This is a genomic window from Phenylobacterium sp. (assembly GCF_041919955.1).
Classification (GTDB): Bacteria; Pseudomonadota; Alphaproteobacteria; order Caulobacterales; family Caulobacteraceae; genus Phenylobacterium.
Window position 1 is genome coordinate 29739 of the sequence record NZ_JAYRSU010000004.1, and the last position, 20117, is coordinate 49855.

A 20117-nucleotide genomic window follows, 5' to 3' on the forward strand; every position below is an offset into this window, starting at 1 on the left:
GACCCGAGGCCGCAGCCTTGCGCCCTCGGTCGCCTTCCCGACGGAACCGCCGGCCGGCCGGTCTGTTGTAGATTTGTCGCGGCGCGCCTTTATCCCTCAAAGGCGGCCGTCGATCCCGTCGCCGGCCTAGCTGCGCCATTCAGGTGCTGTTAACCACGAAGGCGGATACTCGAACGCTGTCCGGCACGCCTGCATTGCAGCGCGAAGGCCCTTGCGCGCGCCGGAAATCTCATTGCATATCGCGGCGTCCCCCAGTTGTCCGTAACCGATACGGTGAGCATGACACGCTTTGCGCGCCTTCGCCGATCGTTTGTAGAGCTGTTCCCCGAGCGACACCTCTACATCCGCTCCGGCGGCGAAATGCGGTCCTTCGTCCTGACAACCGGCCGCCAGATGGCGATCGCCGGCGGGGTCGCCATCGGCGCCCTGTGGATGGGAGTCTCGACCGCCTCGATGATGGTCGGGGCGATGGCCGTCTCCAGCCACGACCAGGAACTGGCCCGCATGCAGGCCAAGTCCGAGCGCCTGGTCGCCGACCGCGAGGCGCGGCTGAACAGCGCCATGGTCCAGCTGAACCAGGCCGAGGGCGGCATCGGCGAGCTGGCCACGTCCGTCGAACGCCGCCATGCCGCGCTCGCCATGCTGCTGACCGAGGTTCGCGGTCAGCCGGGCGCGCAGGCCGCCCTCGCCCCGGCGATCGCCAAGGCCACCAGCGCGTCCGAGGATGTCAGCCCGCTGCGCAGCATCGAGCTGGTTCGCGCCGGCCAGGAACGCCTGATCGACGCGGCCGACGACTTCGCCCGCACGCGCGCCGACCGGCTGCGCCTGGCCTTCCGTCTCGCCGGCCTCACCCCCTCCTCGTTCGTGCCCAAGGGCGGATCGCTCGGCGGACCGCTGATCGAGGCCAAGGATCCCAGCGCCCTGGCCGCGGTGCTGGACGTGGATGAAGACTTCGCCCAACGCATTCAGCACGCGGCGACCAATCTCTCCGAAGCCGGCGCCCTGGTGGATGCGGCGACCAAGCTGCCCTTCGCGCGGCCGACCACGGCGACCCCGCAGACCAGCAGCTACGGCGTGCGCTTCGATCCGTTCACCCGCCGGCCGGCGTTCCATTCGGGGCTCGACTTTGCAGGCGCGACCAGCTCGCCGATCTATGCGACCGCGCCGGGCGTGGTCTCGTTCACCGGCGTGCGCTCGGGCTACGGCAACACCATCGAGATCGACCACGGCCGCGGCTTCAAGACCCGCTACGCCCATCTTCAAGCCATCGGCGTGCGCCCCGGACAGCGTGTGACCGTCGGCAGCCGCATTGGCGGCATGGGCTCCACCGGCCGCTCCACCGGCCCGCACCTCCATTACGAAGTCTGGGTCAACGGTCGTGCCCAGAACCCTTCGCGTTTTCTGAAGGCTGGCGATTATGTTCTCCAAGGCGGCTAAGACGGACAAGGCTCCGGAGCTCTCCACCACGGTCGGCGACGCCGCGCGCAAGGCGCCCAAGGCCGCTTCGCTGATCAGCCAGGACCTGACGGTCGAGGGAGCCATCGTCGGCGAGGGCGAACTGCACCTGGACGGCGTCATCCGCGGCGACGTGCGCGTCGGCCGCCTGACCTTGGGCGACACCGGCCATGTCGAGGGCGCGATCCAGGCCGAGACCGTCGACGTCCGCGGCCGGGTGATCGGCTCGATCACCGCCAAGCAGGTGCGCCTCTACGGCACCGCCTATGTCGACGGCGACATCACCCACGAGCAGCTCTCGGTCGAGACCGGAGCCTTCTTCCAGGGCCGCAGCCTGAAGTTCCAGCGCCCGGCCCCGGTAGCGCTCGCCGCGCCGGAGCCCGAGGCCCAAAGCGCCTAGGCCGCGTCCTCGTACGCCCCGTTCCGCAGCACCGGCGCGCAATGGCTGACATCGAACTCGGCCGCGATCTCCACGTCCAGTTCGTGCCCGCGTCCGCTCAGCTCCAGGCCTGAGCGGCAGTTCAGCAGCGTCGCCTTCAGGTGCGACCTCGCCGCGCGGAACGCATCGCGCGCCACCACCGCCTCGGTCTCGCCGTCGAAGCCCAGCGCCTCGATCACCGCCCCGGCCCCGATCAGATCCTCGATCGCCGGGCGCAGCGAGCCGTCGGCCCACCGCTCGCCCGCCGGGATCACCGCGATGTCCCGGCCCTGCGCCAGGTTCAGCGCCTTTGCCGCGACAGCACCGGCGTTGCGCAGGCACCCGGCCAGCACCGTCGCCTCCCCGCAGGCCAGCGTCAGCCGCGAGCCGTTCGGCGACGGCAGCAGCAGCCTCTCCCCCGGATTGAGCTTCATCAGGCTGGCGGGCGAAAGGCTGAGTTGGCCCCCGGCCCGGCGGCTCGCCGCCAAGCGCACGCCCAGCCGCGCGGCCTCCTCGCGCGCCGCATCGTCATCGCCCCAGGGGAACGGATGGATCCGCGCCTTGCGGTGCACCGCCACGTCCACCGCCGTCGAGAACGACAGCACGTCGACAATCACGATCACCGCCGCGTGCTCGCGCAGCAGTTCGACGCCGCTCAGCCCCCACTCGCAATGGACCTTCTGCATCGCGCGCCTCCTTACGAGGATCGAACGCCGATCCGGGACGGAATGCAAACTTGGCTGGAGCCGTCTCCCTCCCTTTCATGGGAGGCGGAAACGGAACGGCCTAAGCCCCGGCCCCGTCGCGGGTGTTGCCGACGCGCTGGGCCAGCGAGGCGCCCATGAACTCGTCGAGGTCGCCGTCCAGCACCCCCTGGGTGTCGGAGGTTTCGACGTTGGTCCGCAGGTCCTTCACCATCTGGTACGGCTGCAGGACATACGATCGGATCTGGTGGCCCCAGCCGATGTCGGTCTTCTGCTCGTTCAGGGCGGCGGCCTCGGCCTCGCGCTTCTGCAGCTCGAGTTCATAAAGCCGCGCGCGCAGCATCTTCCAGGCCTCGTCGCGGTTCTGGTGCTGCGAGCGGCCCATCTGGCAGGCCACCACCACGCCGGTCGGAATGTGCGTCAGGCGCACGGCCGAGTCGGTCTTGTTGATGTGCTGGCCGCCGGCGCCCGAGGCGCGGTAGGTGTCGGTGCGCACGTCGGCCGGATTGATCTCGATCTCGATGGTGTCGTCCACCACCGGATAGACCCAGACCGAGGCGAAGCTGGTGTGCCGCTTGGCCGCCGCGTCAAACGGCGAGATGCGCACCAGCCGGTGCACGCCCGCCTCGGTCTTCAGCCAGCCATAGGCGTTCGGCCCCTTGATCTGCAGGGTGACCGACTTGATGCCCGCCTGTTCGCCGGACGTCTCTTCGAGGAAGTCGACGCTCATGCCGTGGGCGCTGGCCCACCGGGTGTACATGCGCATCAGCATTCCGGCCCAGTCGTTGGACTCGGTGCCGCCGGCGCCGGAATTGATTTCGACAAACGCGTCGTTGCCGTCCGCCTCGCCGGACAGCAGGGCTTCCAGCTCCGCCCGCGCGGCGCGTTCCTTGATCGCCTTCAGCTGGGCGCGGGCCTCGTCGAGGCTGGCTTCGTCGCCCTCCTCGTCGGCCATCTCGGCATAGCCGACGGCGTCGGCCAGATCGCGCTCCAGCGACTGCACGGCCTCGACCGAGGCGGCCAGCTTTGAGCGTTCGCGGGTGATCGCCTGGGCGGCGGCCGCGTCGTCCCAAAGGGTGGGATCTTCGACGCGGGCGTTCAGCTCATCGAGCTTTCTTAGGGCCGGTTCCCAGTCAAAGTCGCCTCCTGAGCAGTTCGATCGACTGCTCGATGTCGGCCTTGGAGGCCTCGACATCCGCTCTCATGGGAATCTCCGAACCGGAAACACTCCGGGGTCGCGGCAGATAGCGCGCCGGAGCCGCGAAAACAATGATCCCGCGAAAACAATGACGCGGTCAAACCGCCGCGATCCACGCCCCGATCCGCGTGATCGCGTCACGCCCCGCCCCGATCGCCCCGGCGAACAGCACGAAGCCGTGGATCGTTCCTTCCGCGCAGACGTGCTCGCAGGGAACACCCGCCTCGGCCAGCCGCTGCGCATAGGCCCGGCCTTCGTCGGCCAGCGGATCCAACGCGGCGGTGATCACCAGCGCCGGCGGCTGGCGCGCCATAACGCCCGTCTCCGCCAGCAGCGGCGAGGCCGGCGCATGTTCGCGGTCCTCTTCCGGGGCGAAATACTCGGTCTCGGCTCGCAGGATGTCGAACTCGCGCAGGAAATACCGCCCGTCCCCCAGCTCGCGGCGCGAAGCGAAGTCGGCATGGGCGCTGGCCGAGGTGACCGGATAGACCAGCACTTGCCCCGCCAGAGGAATGTCGGTGGTCTGGCATATGCCCGCCGCCAGGTGCCCGCCGGCGCTGTCGCCGGCCACCACGATCCGTCGTGGGTCCGCACCCAGCGCCTGCGCATGCGCCGCCGCCCACGCGAGCGCCGCCCGGCAGTCCTCCAGGGCGACCGGATGCCTATGCTCGGGCGCACGGCGGTAGTCGACGTCGACCACGACGCAGCCGCCGGCCGCGCAGTAGGCCCGCGCCACCGGGGCGTAGCTGTCGACATCGCCGATCGCCCAGCCGCCGCCATGAATGTGCAGCACCAGCGGCGCGTCCCGCTCCCCGCCGACCGGCCGATAGATTTTCAGCGGCACCGCGCCGTTCGGTCCGGGGATCGCCCGATCCTCCACCGATCCGACCTCGACCGGCGGCGGGCCGAAGGCGGCGACCGCCGCGGCCAAGCCCGCGCGCCGCTCCGCCAGCGTCGGCTCCCCCGCGGCCGGACCGCCGCCGAACCCGGCCAGGAAGGCGGCTGTGTCGGGGTCGACGTACCTTTCCTGCCCCATGCTCAGTACCGCAGGCCGAGCGTGAAGCGCACGGTGCGCGGCGCGCCGTAGTAGGCCAGCTGATAGCCCAGCGAGTCCGACAGGTCGAAGGCGTGCTCGACATAGCGCTCGTCGGTGAGGTTCTTGCCCCCCAGCTCGGCGTAATAGCGGCCCTGCGCCTCCTCCCAGCGGGCATAGGCGTCGAGGAGCGTGTAGCCCTTCTGCGCCACCACTTCGCTGGACGAGACGGTCGGATAGGTCTTGGAGCGATAGGACGCGTCGGCGCCGAGCGTGAGGGTTCCGTAGTCGCCCAGATCGAAGGCGTAGCTGCCGCCCAGCCGCCCCGACCACTCCGGCGCGTTGACCAGCTTGCGCTTGTCGCTGATGTCGACGCCGCCGGGGCCGATGTACTCGTCGTACTGACCGTCCAGATAGCCGAGCGAGGCGTTGATCGTCAGCGGCTCGACCGGCCGCGCGGTCAGTTCGACCTCGATCCCGCGGATCGTCGCCGCCCCGGCGTTGGTGAACAGCGCCTGGAAGCCGCCCGTGGCGTTGGCGGTGAAGCTGGACAGCTGCAGGTCGGTATAGTCGTTCCAGAACGCGGCGACGTTGGCGACCAGCCGCCGGTCGAACAGCGTCGACTTCAGCCCCACCTCGTAGGACCAGGCGGTTTCAGGATCATAGGGCGCGGCCGCCGCCGCGCTGGCCGCCCGCCCGTCGAAACCGCCCGACTTGAAGCCGCGACTGGCGCTGACATAGGCCAGCACATCGTCGCTGATCTTGTAGTCCAGGCCGAACTTCGGCGAGAGCGAGGACCAGTCGCCAGAGGTGTCGATGCTGGCCAGCCGGACACCTACCGCCCCGCGCTGCGGCACGCTGGTCGCGCCGGGGATCAGGTCCTGGGTGCGGCGGAAACTCTTTTCCTCATAGGTGTAGCGAAGGCCCGCGGTCAGCCCCAGCCTATCAGTCAGCTTGTAGGTCCCCTGGCCGTAGGCCGCCCAGCTCTTGTTGTGCTGGACATTCAGCTCGGCCGTCACCAGCGAGATCGCTGGCCCGAACAACCCCGAAAACGTCGTGTCCTTCTCGTCGAAATAGAACAGGCCGCCGACCAGGTTCAGCCGCTCGCCGGCGTAGGCGGCCTGGAATTCCTGGCTGAACTGGCTCTGTTCCTCGTCGTCATAGACCCCGAAGAACGGCAGCGGGGTGGCGTCCAGGTCCAGGTGCGCGTCGTAGTCCATGGTCCGATAGGCGGTGATCGACTTCAGCGTCACCTTGTCGGAGACGTTCCAGTCGGCGCTGAGCGAGACGCCGCGGGTGTCCAGGTCGTTGCGGTCGTTGAAGTCGGCGTCGACCTTGAACGGATCGCTGGTGGTCGCCGGAAAGGCGCCGAACACCGAAGTCGCCCGGGCGGGCGTGCGCGAGGTGCGCGGCCGGTCGCGCGAGGCGTCGAGGTTCAGCCGCATCACGAAATCCGCGCTTGGCCGGTATTCGAAGGCCAGGCGGCCGGCGACCTGGTCCTTGTCGCCGTCGCTCAGGCCATTGAGATAGGCGTTCTCGGAATAGCCCTCGCGCCGAGAGAGCGAGACCGCCGCCTTGGCCAGCAGCGTGTCGCCGATCAGCGCTCCGCCGATCGCGCCTCGGAACTCCACCAGGTCGTAGTCGCCGACCGAAGCCTCCGCCCGCGCCGTCAGCTCCGGCTTTAGGGGGCTGGAGACGAACTTCACGGCTCCGCCGATGGTGTTGCGGCCATAGAGCGTGCCCTGCGGCCCGCGCAGCACCTCGATACGGTCGACGTCGTAGACCGACAGGAACGCCCCTTGGGCCCGGCCCAGATAGACGTCGTCGACATAGACCCCGACGCCGGGGTCGGCAAAGGCCAGGCTGTCGACCTGGCCGACCCCGCGGATATAGACCACAGCGTTGGACGCATCGCCCACATGCAGGGTCAGGTTGGGGACCGCGCTCTGGAGATCGCCGATGTCGCTGGCCTGCATGGCGTCCAGGGCATCGCCGCCGACCGCCGTGACCGCTACCGGTACGTCCTGCAACCGCTCGCTACGCCGCCGGGCGGTGACCACGACTTCCTCGACTCCGACGATGCTCTCCCCATCGGCCGGGGCGCGCGTTTCCTGCGCCAGTACGGGTGCGGCCAGCGCCGCGGCCAGGACCAGGCCGCTACCGGTCCGAAGAAGCGCCCGCGCGCCGCGCGCCGTGGAATGTTGAGACATCGTGATCCTCCCCCGCGCCGCCCTTCACTTCCGGGCGGTCTTGACGCCGGCAAGGGATCACGGCCGCCGGACCGGAAAAATCGAAGAGTTTCGCGATGAAATACACGCAGATCCTGCGGGTACTTTCTGGGTGGCGGGGACTGCGGGTCCGAGCAAGCCTGATCGTCAACGAGCCGGTCCGCTTTCGTCCCTTTCTACGTCGGCGTATCTGCAAAGGGGTAGGCGAGGACCTGATGTTCGTCTTCATAGACGATATACCCCGGCCGAGTTGTGCGGAGGATCTCCACAAATATCCCACGCTCCCCTAGCAACGCCTGTAGAGCTCGCATCCGAGAGACGTGGGCGACGGCGCTCTCTTTGAACCAGCTAAGCGCTTGCGCCTTAGCATTTGGTCGCGAGGACAAACTCGCTCGCGTCGGTTCAGCCATGTTCTTGGAGAACCAGTGATGGATTTCGCCGAACGCCACGACTTCGGCCAGGCTCAGATCTCCGCGGTCCTCGAGGTCGTACGAGGCGTAGAATAGGCCCTGGCGTCGCCCTGATTGGTCGTCGCACTTAGTCGTAACGAACCGAATGTACATCAAGGGGCCGCCGCCCCCCGCCCCTCTATCGCGCGCTTCACGATCTCCAGGGTCCGCTCCAGGTGGCCGCGGATCAGCTCTTCCAGCTTCGGGGTCGGCACGACCAGCGAGGCGCGGCCGTCCTCCTCGCCGCGGGTCTTGACCAGGTAACCGTCGTCCACCGCCCGCTTGATGCGTTGCTCGCGGGTGCGGTTCGAGCCGCTCTTCATGGCGTGGCAGGCCTGGCTCATGGTCATCGGGCGCTCGCGCCAGTGAGCGATGGTGGCCAGGATCAGCAGGTACCAGAATTCCTGGGTGAAGTAGTTCGGACGGCCATCGAAGGTCGCGTCCCAATCGCGGGCGTAGGCCTCCATCGCCATGGCCCAAGCGATGAGTTCTTCCCGGCCCGTATCCACCATGACGCCATTGTCCTGGAGTCGGCGGCGGAAATCCAGCCGCGGGCCTGATCTGGCCGGGATCAGTAGAGCCCGGTCATATCGTCCTTCTTCTTTTCCGGCGCGGCGGCCGGCGCAGGCGTGGTCAGCTTCCCGTCGGGCCAGACCTGATTGTAGGGCTGCGGGCCGGACAGGCCGCTGTCGACCGGGGCCAGGACAACCTTCGGCTCGGTGCCCGGCCGGAAGGCCTCGCGGATGCCGCGCACGGTGGCGAACTTGGCGTTGGTCGGGGCCTTGAACTCGGTCTTGGGCAGGCCCTTGGTCGCGGTCTGCATGAACTCGATGAAGATCGGCACGGCCGCGGTGGTGCCGGTCTCACCGTTGCCCAGGCTGCGGTTGTCGTCGAAGCCGACGAACACCCCCGCGACGATCTGCGGGGTGAAGCCCACGAACCAGGCGCTGCGGTACTCGTTGGTCGTCCCCGTCTTGCCACCCACCGGACGGTCGAGCACCAGCGCCGAGGTGGCTGTGCCGCGCTGGACCACGCCCTGAAGCATGGAGGTGATCTGGTAGGCGGTGATCGGGTCCATCACCTGCTCGCCGCCAGGGGCGATGCGCGGGCTCTCGTCGCCGTTGAAACCGGCGTCGCAGCGTGGGCAGTCGCGCTTGTCGGCGCGGAAGATCGTCTCTCCGTTGCGGTCCTGGACCAGTTCGATCAGGTGCGGGTCGATGCGGCGGCCGCCGTTGACGAAGGTCGCATAGGCGGCGGTCAGCTTGAACGGGGTGGTCTCGCCGGCGCCCAGGGCCATGGCCAGCACCTTGTCCATCTTTTTGACCACGCCCATCTTCACGGCCAGGTCGCTGATGCGCTTCATGCCCACGCCCTGGGCCAGGCGCACGGTCATGGCGTTGCGCGACAGCTCCAGCCCGCGGCGCAGGGTCAGGGCGCCGTAATAGCGCTTGTTGTAGTTCTCGGGCGTCCAGTTCTGGCCTGCCGCGCCCTTCAGCGTGATCGCCGAGTCCATCACCACGCTCGAAGGCGTGTAGCCGCTCTCCAGGGCTGCGGCGTAGACGATCGGCTTGAAGGCCGAACCGGGCTGGCGCATCGCCTGGGTCGCCCGGTTGAAGTTCGACAGCGAGAACGAATAGCCGCCGACCATGGCCAGCACCCGGCCGGAATAGGGCTCCATGGCCACCAGGGCGCCGTTGACCTGCGGGATCTGACGCAGCCGGAAGCCGCCGCCCTCGGCCGGTTCGACGAAGACCAGGTCGCCGGCCTTCAGCCCCCTGCCCGCCCGCGCCCAGGCCACGTCCTGGCCTACGATCGATCCTGCGCCGCCGTCGCCGGCCACACGCACCCGGACGTTGCCGCCCGAGACGTCGGTGATCAGCGCCGCGCGCCATGCGCGCCGCTCCGACGGCGGACTCTTTTGCTTGGCGACCTGTTCCCAACCCTCGGCGGCGTCGACGTGGCCCCAGGCCCCGCGCCAGCCGTGGCGGCGGTCGTACTGCTCCAGGCCGTTCATCAGCGCCACCCGCGCCGCTGTCTGCAGCTCAGGATCGAGCGTGGTGCGCATGTAGTAGCCGCCTTCGTTCAGGCGCTGCCCCATGGTCGCCAGGCCGCGGCGGCGCACCTCCTCGACGAAGAAGTCGGCGTCGCGGTACTTGGCGCGGGTCGGCGCCTTCTGGACCTTCAGGTCCTCGCGCTTGGCCGCCTCGGCCTCGGCGCGGCTGACCCAGCCCAGGTCGGCCATCTGGTCGATCACCCAGTTGCGGCGAGCCATGGCCTGCGCTTTGCGGCGCAGGGGGTGATAGTTGTCCGGGCCCTTCGGGAGCGCGGCCAGATAGGCGCTCTCGGCCAGGGTCAGATCGGTGATCGACTTGCCGAAGTAGTTGTACGCCGCCGCCCCGACGCCATAGGAGCGGTAGCCGAGCCAGATCTCGTTCAGATAGAGCTCGAGGATCTGCTCCTTGTTGAGGGTCTGCTCCAGGCGCCCGGCCAGGATCGCTTCCTTCAGCTTGCGCCCGACGGTCGCGTCGCTCGTCAGCAGGACGTTCTTGGCCACCTGTTGGGTGATGGTCGAACCGCCTTCTAGGCGGCGTCCGTTCACCGCGTTCATGACGTTCTTCATCATGGCCCGGGTCAGGCCCAGGGCGTCGACGCCTCCGTGGCTGAAGAAATTACGGTCTTCAGCCGCCAGAAAAGCCTGGGCCAGGTGCGGCGGAATGCTGTCGTACGGCACGTATATGCGACGCTCGCGCGAAAACTCGCCGATAAGCGTCCCGTCCAGCGCATAGGCGCGGGTCGCCGTCGGCGGGCGATAGTCGGCCAGGTCGCTGGCGTCCGGCATGTCGTGGAACAGCCACGCCGCATAGATGGCGATGGCGAATCCGGCCAGCGCGATGGCGCTCAGCACCGTCACGCCAGCGATCGCGATCCATCTTTCCGGGGGCTTCAAAGCAGACCGACCTCCGCGGGGCCATCGCCCCCCGCTGCGGCTGGTCTAGCGTGCATCGCGCCGGGCGCCAACGGCCGTGCGTGACGCAGTCCTCAGTTGGAGGCCAGCTTCGTCGGCTGGCCGAAATAGTCGTCGATGGCCTCGGCCACCGAGCCCATCAGCCGCGTGCGGCGGCCGGGGTCTCGCAGCGCCGCCTCATCGGCTGCGTTGGTCAGGAAGCCCATTTCCAGCAGGACGGCCGGAACGTCGGGGGCCAGCAGCACGGCCAGGCCCGCCTCCCGATGGCTGCGGCGCAGCAGCGGCTGGTGGTCGCTCACCCGGTTCAGCAGCACCTCGGCGAAGGTCGCCGAGCGGTTGCGGGTCATGCGCTGGGTCAGGTCGAGCAGGATGGTCGAGACGCCATGGTCGCCATGGCTGCCCGCCTGCATGAACCAGTCGTCCTTGCTGACGAACTTGGCCGACCGGCCGGTCGCCCGGTCCGCAAGGGTATAGACGCTGGCGCCCCGCAGAGTCGGATCGGTGCCCGAATCGGCGTGCAGCGAGATGAACAGGTCCGCGTCGGCGCGGCGCGCGATCTGCACCCGCACCGCGTGGTCGACATAGACGTCGGCGTCGCGGGTCATGACCACCTTGTAGCGGCCGGTCTTTTCGAGCTGGTTCTTCAGCGACCGCGCCGCGGCCAGCGTCACATCCTTCTCGTTGCCCTCGGCGCCCTTGGTGCCCGGATCCTTGCCGCCGTGACCGGCGTCGATCACCACGACCTTCTTCAGCGGCAGCGCCGCCTTCACAGGTTTGGCCGGGGCGGAGATGAAGCGTGCGCCGCCCTCGGCGACCCTGACCTTGGCCGGGTCGCGCGCGGCGATGTCGATCACATAGCGATAGTTCGGAACCCCGTCCGCCGGCGGCAGCAGGAAGCGGCGCTTGATCACCGCATCGCCGGCCAGATCCACGCGCAGCCGTGCGCCGCCAGGCCCGTCGTCGACCACCCAGGCCTTGACCAGGCCAAGGCCCGCGCCCTGCAGTTCGCTGTCCACCGACACGCCCGGCAGGTTCATGACCACGCGGCGGTCGTCCTGGCCGTCGGCGGCGATCCTGCCGGTTGCGGCCTTGTCGAGGTCGATGACGATGCGGGTCTCGGTGCGATCGCCGCCCAGGCGGACCTTCAGCACGTCCGCGCCGGTTCCGGCGGCCTGTGCGCCCAGGGCGATCGCCAGGCAGCCGACGACCGCACCGGCAGCCGCCAGCATGGTCCGCCCACTGATCCTGAACACGCCGCCCATACGCGCAGCCCCGTTACACTTTTTGCACAATCCTACCCATATAGCCTGTGTCGGCGTGCACAAACGGTTAACCCCGCCTTCACGCTCGCGGCGCTGCGGCTTTCCTTTTTGCCGCCAGTGTTGCAATGTCCGGCCGCGCTGGAACCGCGCCCTGCGTCGCAGGGTAGCCCTCCGCGCGACCATAAGCCTGCGTCGGCTCCGCCCCCATGGGCGACCACGCGCCATCCGATCCGCGCTTTTCGTAAAGCGCGCCTGGGAACACACCAATGGGCAGCGCCGCTCGAGCCCTTTTCCGGCCTACCGCCCGCCTTGCCGCTCTCGGCAATGCGACGGACGGTGGCGCGCGCGCCCTCCTGACAGACTGGCGGCGCCCGAACCTTGCGTTCGTGGCGCGCCTCGGAGACGTACTTGATGTCCAAGAAGATGTTGATCGACGCCGCACACGCCGAAGAGACGCGTGTCGTGGTGGTCGACGGACCGCGTGTTGAAGAATTCGATTTCGAAAGCCAAAACAGGAAGCAGCTCAGAGGGAATATCTATCTCGCCAAGGTGACGCGCGTTGAGCCGTCGCTGCAGGCGGCCTTCATCGAGTACGGCGGCAATCGCCACGGCTTCCTGGCCTTCAACGAAATCCACCCCGACTATTACCAGATCCCGGTCGCCGACCGCGAAGCGCTGATGCGCGAAGAGGCCGACGAGGAGGACGATATCGCCGAGGCGCGTTCGCGCGGCGAGGACGACGACGAGGAAAGCCTCGGCGGCGACGACGAAGACGACGTCATGGAAGAAGAGGTCGCCCGGCGTCGCCGGCGGCTGATGCGTCGCTACAAGATCCAGGAAGTGATCCGCCGCCGGCAGATCATGCTGGTCCAGGTCGTCAAGGAAGAGCGCGGCAACAAGGGCGCGGCGCTCACCACCTACCTGTCGCTGGCCGGCCGGTACGGCGTCCTGATGCCCAACACCGCCCGCGGCGGCGGCATCAGCCGCAAGATCACCGCGGCGACCGACCGCAAGCGCCTGAAGGGCGTGGTCCAGAGCCTGGACGTGCCGGAAGGCATGGGCCTGATCGTCCGCACGGCGGGCGCCAAGCGCACCAAGGCCGAGATCAAGCGCGACTACGAATATCTCCTGCGCCTGTGGGAGAACATCCGCGACACGACCCTGCACTCGGTGGCCCCGGCCCTCATCTATGAGGAAGAGGACCTGGTGAAGCGGACCATCCGCGATCTCTACGACAAGGACATCGACGAGGTCTGGGTCGAGGGCGAGGCCGGCTTCAAGGAAGCGCGCGACTTCATGCGCATGCTGATGCCGTCGCAGGCCAAGAAGGTGCAGCCGTACCGCGAGGCGACCCCGCTGTTCGTCAAGCACAGGGTCGAGGACCATCTTTCCCAGATCTATTCGCCGGTCGTGCCGCTGCGTTCCGGCGGCTACCTGGTGATCAACCAGACCGAGGCCCTGGTCGCGGTCGACGTCAACTCGGGCCGCGCCACGCGCGAGCGGAACATCGAGGCCACGGCCCTCAAGACGAACCTGGAAGCCGCCGAGGAGGCCGCCCGCCAGTTGCGTCTGCGCGACCTGGCCGGCCTGATCGTCATCGACTTCATCGATATGGATGAGTCGAAGAACAACCGCGCCGTCGAGAAGAAGCTGAAGGACGCGCTGAAGGACGACCGCGCCCGCGTCCAGATGGGCAAGATCAGTTCTTTCGGCCTGATGGAGATCAGCCGCCAGCGTCGTCGTTCCGGCGTGCTGGAAGGCACGACCCACGTGTGCGAGCACTGCGCCGGCACCGGCCGCGTGCGCTCGGTCGAGTCCAGCGCCCTGGCGGCGTTGCGCGCAGTCGAGATCGAGGCCCTGAAGGGCGGCGGAGAGGCGACCCTGAAGGTGCCGCGCGCCGTCGGCCTCTACATCCTCAACGAGAAGCGTAACCACCTGGCGCGCCTCCATGAGAACCTCGGCTTGTTCGTCACCATCGCCATCGACGACGCCCTGGCCCACGCCGACCACGAGATCGAGCGCACGGCCAGCGAGACGCGGCCCGAGCACGCGCCGATGGTTCACGCGGCCGCAGTCCAGCCCTATCAGCCGGTCGACGACGACTTCGACGACTCCGCCTTCGAGGACGAGGAGGAGGAAGACGACGACGAACTCGACATCGAGCGCGAGGCCACGGACGACGACGAGGCCGAACAGCGCTTCCAGGATCACGAAGACGAGGAAGACGGCGAGGAGCGCGGCGGTCGCCGCGGCCGCCGCCGCCGCCGCCGCGGACGCCGTGACGGCGAACCGCGCGAAGCCGCAGAACGTCCGGCCCGCGTCGAAGGCGACAGCGCAGACGACGGCCGCCGCCGTCGCCGTGGTCGCCGCGGCGGTCGACGCATGCGCGACGACGGTCGTCCGGCGGACATGTTCTCGTGGACCCGTCCGTGGGTGCCCTACGGCGACGACCCCTTCGTCTGGCACGATCCGTCGGAAGACTTCCCGCCTGTCCGCCCTGCCGCCTCCCCCCCGGCCCCGGCCAACGATGTTGCGCCTCAGGCCGCGGTCGCCGAAGCCGCTCCGCGCCTGAGCGACGACCAGCCTGACGTCGACCTGGACGTCTGGGTCGAACTGCCGGCCCTCGAGGAGAAGCCGAAGAAGTCCCGTTCGCGGCGAGGTCGCGGCCGTAGCAAGGCTGAAGGCGCCGAAGCGGTAGATGCCGCCGAGACGCCCGCCGCTCAAGCCGAGGTCGTCCAGGCCGAGGTCGTCGCCGAACCGGCGCCGCAGCCGGTCGTCGAAGCCACGCCTGAGCCGGAGGCGGAACCCGAGGCCGCTCCGAAAGCCAAGAAGCCGCGCGCCCGCCGCACCAAGGTCGCCGCGGCCGAGGCTGCGCCGGCCGAGGCCGTGGCCGCCGAGCCCGTTGTCGAGTCCACGCCGGTCGTCGAGACAGCCGGCGAGCCGGAACCGGCGCCCGAGCCTGTCGCGCGCGAGCCCGATCCCAATGAGATCGTCGCGCCGCCGCCCGTCCCGAAGAAGGGTTGGTGGCGTCGAGGCTGATCGCTTCGATAGGGAACCGGCCTGCGCACGCAGGCCGGTTCCCACCTCGGCTGAAGCACGTTACGCTTCCTGAACGGTCTGATGCGGGGGCGCTTGGAGTTTGTTCGGCATGGCGACCCCTGCCCGTTCGGTCTCGAAGGCGGCCCTTGCCGCCGCGGTTTCGTTGAGCCTGCTGCTGCAAGCCACACCCGTGCGGGCAGACGACGGCATGGCCCTGATCCGCGACACCGAGATCGAGGAGATCCTGCGCAAGGACTCCGAGCCGATCTTCAAAGCCGCAGGAATCGACGCCAAGTCGATCAACATCCTATTGATCGGATCCAAGGAACTGAACGCCTTCGCCGCGCCCAGCACCATGGGCGTGTTCACGGGCCTGATCCTGGAATCCGAGAACCCGAACCAGCTTCAGGGCGTCATCGCGCACGAAGTGGGCCACCTCGCCGCAGGCCACGCCGCGCGCTCGGGCGAGATGAACGCCGCAGGCCTGAAGCCCTTCCTGCTGACCATGGGCCTGGGTGTCTTGGCCGCGCTGGCCGGTTCGGGCGAGGGCGCGGCCGGGTTGATCGGCAGCGCCAGCTATTTCGGCACGCTGGGCGCCATGGGCTATAGCCGCGAACAGGAAAGCCGCGCCGACCAGGCGGGCGCGGCCCTGCTGGAGCGGGCGAACCTCTCCGGCAAGGGGCTCGTCGATTTCTTCGACAACTTCCGCTACCAAGAGGTCTTTCAGGAGGCGCGACGGTTCGCCTACTTCCGGTCGCACCCCCTGTCGTCATCGCGGATCGAGGCCCTGCGCCACCGGGTCGAGCAGAACGCCCACTACGATACGCCCGACACGCCCGAGGACATCGCCGAGCACGCGATCATGCGCGCCAAGCTGGAGGGCTTCCTCAACCCGACCGTCGCCATCACCAAGTACGGCGAGAAGGACACGTCCTATCCGGCGCGCTATGCGCGGGCCATCGCCTACTATCAGATGAAGCAGCCCGACCAGGCGCTGAAGGCGATCGACGCCCTGCTGGCCGAACAGCCGAACAATCCCTACCTCTGGGAACTGAAGGGCCAGGTGCTGTTCGAGTTCGGCCGCGCCAAGGAAGCCGAGGCGCCGCAGCGCAAATCCGTAGAGCTGAAGCCGGACGCGCCGCTGCTGCGCATCAACCTCGGCCAGACCCTGATCGCCCTCGACGACGACAAGAAGATCGAGGAAGGCGTCGGCGAGTTGCGCAAGGCCCTGACCCAGGAGCACGACAACGCCACCGCCTGGCGGATCCTGGCTCAAGCCTACGACAAGCAGGGCAAGGAGGGCCTGGCCCGCTTGGCCACCGGCGAATACTTCTTCTCGGTCGGCGATGCGACCCAGGCGCGCATATTCGCCATGCGCGCCCGAGAAAAGCTGGAGAAGGACACCCCCGAGTGGCGCCGCGCGACGGACATCGTCCTGACCTCGAACCCGAGCAAGGACGACTTGAAGGACTTGGCTTCGGAGGGCTCGATCAATCGGCGCACGCAACGCTGAGACGCCAGGACGCCTTCGCAAAGCCACGCTTCTCACCTATTTGGCTGTCATGACCCAGATTTCCCGCGCCGCGCTCGCGGCCTGCGCCGCCCTCGCCCTCCCCCTCGCCGCCTGCCAGAAGCAGCCGGAGGACGCATTCGGCCAGAAGGTGCGCGCCTATCTGCTCGAACACCCTGAGGTGATCGAGGAAGCGGTGGTCAAGCTGCAGCAGAACAAGCAAGCCCAGGCGCAGGAAGCGGCCAAGGCGTCGCTGGCCAAGTTCCGCCAGCAGTTGGAGCGCGATCCGCGCGACTTCGTCGCCAATCCCGACGGCAAGATCACGGTCGTCGAGTTCTTCGACTACCGCTGCGGCTACTGCAAGGCCAGCGCGCCCGAGGTGCTGAAGCTGATTCGCGACAATCCGGACGTGCGCTTCGTCTTCAAGGAATTCCCGATCTTCGGCGGCGAGAGCAATCTCGCCGCGGCGGTGGCCCTGTCGCCGGCCGGGATGCCGAAGAATATCGAGCTCTTCGAACGCTTCATGGCCGAGAAGGCGCTGGACGAGGCCGCCATCGACCGCCATCTGCGCGCGGTTGGGGTCGATCCCGCCGCCGCCCGTACCGGAGGCGCAACCAAGGAAGTTCAGCAACACATCGCCGATAACCGTCAGTTGGCCATGGCGCTGGGCATCGAGGGCACGCCGGCCTTCATCGTAGGCGACCGCATGGTGCCGGGCGCGGACATGCCCGCCGTCCGCGCGGCCCTGGCCGAAGCCAAGAGCGGCAAGCTGCAGAGCCCCGGCTCGCCCAAGCTCGACAAGGGCTGATCCCGCGACGATCGCAGCCCTTGCGCCCCCCGCCGGCGCAGCTACCCTCACCATGAGTGCGTTTTGAGAATCTGTCCGTCCTGAAGCGGCGAGCGGAATGACTGAACGAGTGCTGGTGATCGGGGCCGGGATGGCGGGCCTGTGTACGGCGCTGGCCTTGGCGCCGACCGGGCGCGATATCGTCATTCTCGAACGTGACCCTGCGCCGCCGCGAGGCGACCCCGACCTGGTCTTCGAGGAATGGGCCCGTCGCGGCGTCGGTCACCTGCGCCACAGCCACGCATTCCTGGCCAGGCTGCGCTCGATCATCAAGGGCGAGCATCCCGACCTCCACGCTGAACTGCTACGCGCAGGGTGCCGCGAGCTGGGCTTCGAGAGGATGCTGACCGACCTGCACCGACCGCTCTATAGGCCCCAGCCGGGCGACCGGGAGTTCGCGGTACTCACCAGCCGCCGCACGACTCTTGAGCTGGTCATCCGCCGCTATGTGGAGCGCCATCCAAACGTGCGGGTGGTGTCGGAGACCTTCGTGCGCAAGCTACTGGTGCAGCACCTGCCGGAGGGCCTGCGGGTCTTGGGAGTTTCGGTCGCCGACGCCGCGGGCGGGCGCGACATCATCGGCGACGTGGTGATCGATGCGGGCGGACGAACCTCGTCTGGCGTCGAGCAGTTGATCGAGGCTGGCGCGCCGATCACAGAGGAGTCCGAAAGCGCGGGCATCCTCTACTTCACCCGCCACTATCGACTGCTGCCGGGCGTCTCCGAGCCGCCGCGCAGCCGCGCCTCGGCCACTGGCGACCTCGGCTTCCTAAAGTTCGGCCTGTTCCCGGGTGACAACGGCTGCTTCTCGATCACGCTCTGTGTGCCCGAGCCCGAGCTCGAGATGCGCAAGGCGATCGTCGACCCGACGGTGTTCGACGCCATCTGTGCTCGCCTGCCCGGCTTGGCGCCCTGGATCGCGCCGGAGGTGTCCCAAGGCGTGAGCCGGGTGTTCGGCATGGGCGACCTGCACAGCCGCTGGCGCAACCTCAGCGACGGCGAGACCCCGGCAGTGCTCGGCTATTTCGCGATCGGCGACAACCTGATCCGGACCAACCCGCTCTATGGCCGCGGCTGCTCGTTCGCGGCGGTCAGCGCCTATCTCCTGCGCGACGTGCTGGTCTCCACCGACCACGCCGGCGACCGGCTGGTGGAGTTCCACGATCTGGTCGCCCGCGAGCTACGCCCCTACTACGACACCATGCGCGACCAGGACCGCGCCGCCATCCGCCGCGCGCGCCAGCAGCTCACCCGCGGCTATCGGCCCAGCCTGAAGAGCCTGGTCGTGAAGAGCTTCCTCGAAGACGGCGTCAACATCGCTATCCGCTCGGACCCGAATTTACTGCGCGAGGCGCTGCGCGGCTTCCACATGCTGGAACACCCGTCGGCCTGGCTGAAGCGGCCCGACAACCTGGCCAAGGTGCTTCGCTATTGGGTCACTACCCGCGACAAGAAAGCCGACGCCTATCCGCCCAGGCCCGGACCGGGCCGGGTCGAGATGTTCCAGGCGCTGGGAATCTCGCCCGAGGCGGACATGATCAGAAGCTAGTCGCGCCCCACAAGGGACATATCAGCCTCGCGGCTGCAGGCCGCGCTGCTGCATCCGCCAGACCAGCACGTCCAGCCGGTCCTGACCGAAGAACGGCTCTCCCTCGAACACCATGGTCGGCACGCCCCAGTGCCCGGCCGCGCGGTGGGCCTGCTGATTGGCCTCGATCTCAGCGGCGATCTCACCCGCCTTGCCGGCGGCCTCCGCCTGGAGCTCGGCCATGTCGAGGCCAGCCCGGGCGATGGCTCGGGCCAGTTTGTCACCCTCGTTCCAGGGCATGTCCTGGCCGCTCCAGATGAGGCGCGAGACCTCGTCGTAGAACGCCAGGGCCTGCGGCCTGTGCGAGGCGACCACGCCCAGCGGCATCAGAAGGTCCAGGTGCGGCTGTTCCGCCGCCCCGTTCAGATTGGTCCCGATCACTACGGGATCGGGGTTGGGCCACACCAGCGGCAGGCCCAGGAACTCGCCCTGGCGGCGGCTGTCGCGCACCAGATAGGGCACGAACAGCGGGTCCTGCTTGGTGAAGAACCCTTCCGAGCGCACGGCCAGCGGATAGACCGGGCGCATCCGTACGTCGACGTCGTAGGTCTCGCTCAGCTCCCTCAGGCGTGGGACCGCCAGATAGGAGTAGGGGCTGCGGAAGGACCAGTAGACGTCGACGGCGAGGCTCATCAGATCAGACCGGATAGCGGCGAAGACGCCTCAGCATACATACGTTTTGGCATTCGTCCTGCCAAAAATGCTTCCCGCCCGGCGATGACCGCGTGCTTCATCGCCCGCGCCATGCGGATCGGCTCGCGCGCCCCGGCGATGGCGGTGTTCATCAGCACCGCGTCGCAACCGGTCTCCATGGCCAGCACCGCATCCGACGCCGTGCCGACGCCAGCGTCGACGAGCACCGGCACGCTCGACTGCTCGATGATGAGGCCGAGGTTCAGGAAGTTCTGGATCCCCCTGCCCGACCCGATCGGCGCCGCCGCGGGCATGATCGCGCAGGCGCCCGCGTCCTCGAGCTTCTTGGCGTAGACCGGATCGTCGCTGCAATAGACCATGACCTGGAAGCCGTCGGCGACCAGAAGCTTCAGCGCCCGCAGCGTCTCTTCCATGTCGGGCAGCAGATGCTTGGTGTCGGACAGCACCTCCAGCTTCACCAAGTCCCAGCCACCCGCCTCACGCGCCAGGCGCAGGGTGCGGATGGCGTCCTCGCCGGTGAAGCAGCCGGCGGTGTTGGGCAGGAAGGTGAACCGGTCAGGCTTCACGTAGTCGACCAGCATCGGCTGGTTGGGGTCGGAGAGGTTCACCCGCCGCACGGCCACGGTCACGATCTCGGCGCCGGCTGCCTCGGCCGCGGCGGCGTTCTCGGCGTAGTCCTTGTACTTGCCGGTCCCGACGATCAGCCGCGAAGTGAAGGTGCGGCCCGCGACCGTCCAGGTGTCTTGCGTGTGGACCGATCCGTCCAT

The 20117-nt window shown here is 68.4% G+C and carries 15 protein-coding genes; 6 read left to right on the forward strand and 9 right to left on the reverse strand.

The features are described from left to right. Positions 1–273 precede the first annotated feature (273 nt). Together ACE3T2_RS04880 and ACE3T2_RS04885 are read left to right on the forward strand one after the other, a co-directional pair. A complete protein-coding gene (locus tag ACE3T2_RS04880; protein WP_374655652.1) occupies positions 274–1437 on the forward strand; it encodes a M23 family metallopeptidase in 1164 nt (387 codons plus the stop codon). Beyond that, positions 1418–1855, forward strand: a complete 438-nt coding sequence (locus ACE3T2_RS04885; RefSeq protein WP_374655291.1) for a polymer-forming cytoskeletal protein — start codon at positions 1418–1420, stop codon at positions 1853–1855. The genes ACE3T2_RS04880 and ACE3T2_RS04885 overlap by 20 nt, the downstream gene beginning before the upstream one ends. Here the strand turns inward: ACE3T2_RS04885 and ACE3T2_RS04890 are convergent. The 7 genes from ACE3T2_RS04890 to ACE3T2_RS04920 form a co-directional block, all read right to left on the reverse strand. Beyond that, a complete protein-coding gene (locus tag ACE3T2_RS04890) occupies positions 1852–2559 on the reverse strand; it encodes a 2-phosphosulfolactate phosphatase (RefSeq protein WP_374655293.1) in 708 nt (235 codons plus the stop codon). The genes ACE3T2_RS04885 and ACE3T2_RS04890 overlap by 4 nt on opposite strands. A 100-nt stretch (positions 2560–2659) precedes the next feature. Continuing rightward, a protein-coding gene (prfB, locus tag ACE3T2_RS04895) for a peptide chain release factor 2 (RefSeq protein WP_374655295.1) occupies positions 2660–3782 on the reverse strand; the annotation gives its coding sequence in 2 pieces (ribosomal slippage) (positions 2660–3712 and positions 3714–3782; 1122 coding nt in all). A gap of 90 nt (positions 3783–3872) precedes the next feature. Then, entirely contained in the window at positions 3873–4811 is a 939-nt protein-coding gene (locus ACE3T2_RS04900; RefSeq protein WP_374655297.1) for an alpha/beta hydrolase, read from the reverse strand. A gap of 2 nt (positions 4812–4813) precedes the next feature. Further along, positions 4814–7018, reverse strand: coding sequence for a TonB-dependent receptor (locus ACE3T2_RS04905; protein ID WP_374655299.1), 2205 nt, complete (start codon positions 7016–7018; stop codon positions 4814–4816). A 580-nt stretch (positions 7019–7598) separates the two neighbouring features. After that, positions 7599–7997: a hypothetical protein gene (locus tag ACE3T2_RS04910; RefSeq protein ID WP_374655301.1), complete on the reverse strand. Its 399-nt coding sequence runs from the start codon at positions 7995–7997 to the stop codon at positions 7599–7601. Between the two features lie 59 nt (positions 7998–8056). Beyond that, positions 8057–10432, reverse strand: coding sequence for a penicillin-binding protein 1A (locus ACE3T2_RS04915; protein WP_374655303.1), 2376 nt, complete (start codon positions 10430–10432; stop codon positions 8057–8059). A gap of 92 nt (positions 10433–10524) precedes the next feature. Then, entirely contained in the window at positions 10525–11679 is a 1155-nt protein-coding gene (locus ACE3T2_RS04920; RefSeq protein WP_374655305.1) for an N-acetylmuramoyl-L-alanine amidase, read from the reverse strand. Between the two features lie 444 nt (positions 11680–12123). Here ACE3T2_RS04920 and ACE3T2_RS04925 point away from each other — a divergent pair, with 444 nt between their 5' ends. The 4 genes from ACE3T2_RS04925 (at position 12124) to ACE3T2_RS04940 (ending at position 18657) form a co-directional block, all read left to right on the forward strand. Continuing rightward, complete coding sequence (locus ACE3T2_RS04925; protein WP_374655307.1) at positions 12124–14751, forward strand: Rne/Rng family ribonuclease; 2628 nt, start codon at positions 12124–12126, stop codon at positions 14749–14751. Between the two features lie 109 nt (positions 14752–14860). Beyond that, positions 14861–16264, forward strand: coding sequence for a M48 family metalloprotease (locus tag ACE3T2_RS04930; RefSeq protein ID WP_374655309.1), 1404 nt, complete (start codon positions 14861–14863; stop codon positions 16262–16264). Between the two features lie 49 nt (positions 16265–16313). Further along, a complete protein-coding gene (locus ACE3T2_RS04935) occupies positions 16314–17069 on the forward strand; it encodes a DsbA family protein (RefSeq protein ID WP_374655311.1) in 756 nt (251 codons plus the stop codon). A gap of 97 nt (positions 17070–17166) precedes the next feature. Next, positions 17167–18657: an FAD-dependent oxidoreductase gene (locus ACE3T2_RS04940; RefSeq protein WP_374655313.1), complete on the forward strand. Its 1491-nt coding sequence runs from the start codon at positions 17167–17169 to the stop codon at positions 18655–18657. 21 nt (positions 18658–18678) lie between these two features. Here the strand turns inward: ACE3T2_RS04940 and ACE3T2_RS04945 are convergent, their stop codons facing one another. Both ACE3T2_RS04945 and ACE3T2_RS04950 read right to left on the reverse strand, forming a co-directional pair. Beyond that, the gene (locus ACE3T2_RS04945) at positions 18679–19329 is read right to left on the reverse strand and encodes a 2-hydroxychromene-2-carboxylate isomerase (RefSeq protein ID WP_374655315.1); all 651 of its coding nucleotides are present in this window, start codon (positions 19327–19329) and stop codon (positions 18679–18681) included. After that, positions 19329–20117 (reverse strand): thiazole synthase, encoded by a 789-nt coding sequence (locus ACE3T2_RS04950; protein ID WP_374655317.1) that lies wholly within the window; start codon positions 20115–20117, stop codon positions 19329–19331. Before ACE3T2_RS04950 ends, ACE3T2_RS04945 begins: the two co-directional genes overlap by 1 nt.

What these genes read in the sequence shown, in the direction of transcription:
- ACE3T2_RS04900 (WP_374655297.1), bottom strand. Translation starts at nt 4,811, where the DNA reads ATGGGGCAGGAAAGGTACGTCGACCCCGACACAGCCGCCTTCCTGGCC.
- ACE3T2_RS04930 (WP_374655309.1), top strand. Translation starts at nt 14,861, where the DNA reads ATGGCGACCCCTGCCCGTTCGGTCTCGAAGGCGGCCCTTGCCGCCGCG.
- ACE3T2_RS04940 (WP_374655313.1), top strand. Translation starts at nt 17,167, where the DNA reads ATGACTGAACGAGTGCTGGTGATCGGGGCCGGGATGGCGGGCCTGTGT.
- ACE3T2_RS04910 (WP_374655301.1), bottom strand. Translation starts at nt 7,997, where the DNA reads ATGGTGGATACGGGCCGGGAAGAACTCATCGCTTGGGCCATGGCGATG.
- ACE3T2_RS04945 (WP_374655315.1), bottom strand. Translation starts at nt 19,329, where the DNA reads ATGAGCCTCGCCGTCGACGTCTACTGGTCCTTCCGCAGCCCCTACTCC.
- ACE3T2_RS04925 (WP_374655307.1), top strand. Translation starts at nt 12,124, where the DNA reads ATGTCCAAGAAGATGTTGATCGACGCCGCACACGCCGAAGAGACGCGT.
- ACE3T2_RS04935 (WP_374655311.1), top strand. Translation starts at nt 16,314, where the DNA reads ATGACCCAGATTTCCCGCGCCGCGCTCGCGGCCTGCGCCGCCCTCGCC.
- ACE3T2_RS04920 (WP_374655305.1), bottom strand. Translation starts at nt 11,679, where the DNA reads ATGCTGGCGGCTGCCGGTGCGGTCGTCGGCTGCCTGGCGATCGCCCTG.
- ACE3T2_RS04885 (WP_374655291.1), top strand. Translation starts at nt 1,418, where the DNA reads ATGTTCTCCAAGGCGGCTAAGACGGACAAGGCTCCGGAGCTCTCCACC.
- ACE3T2_RS04950 (WP_374655317.1), bottom strand. Translation starts at nt 20,117, where the DNA reads ATGGACGGATCGGTCCACACGCAAGACACCTGGACGGTCGCGGGCCGC.
- ACE3T2_RS04890 (WP_374655293.1), bottom strand. Translation starts at nt 2,559, where the DNA reads ATGCAGAAGGTCCATTGCGAGTGGGGGCTGAGCGGCGTCGAACTGCTG.
- ACE3T2_RS04905 (WP_374655299.1), bottom strand. Translation starts at nt 7,018, where the DNA reads ATGTCTCAACATTCCACGGCGCGCGGCGCGCGGGCGCTTCTTCGGACC.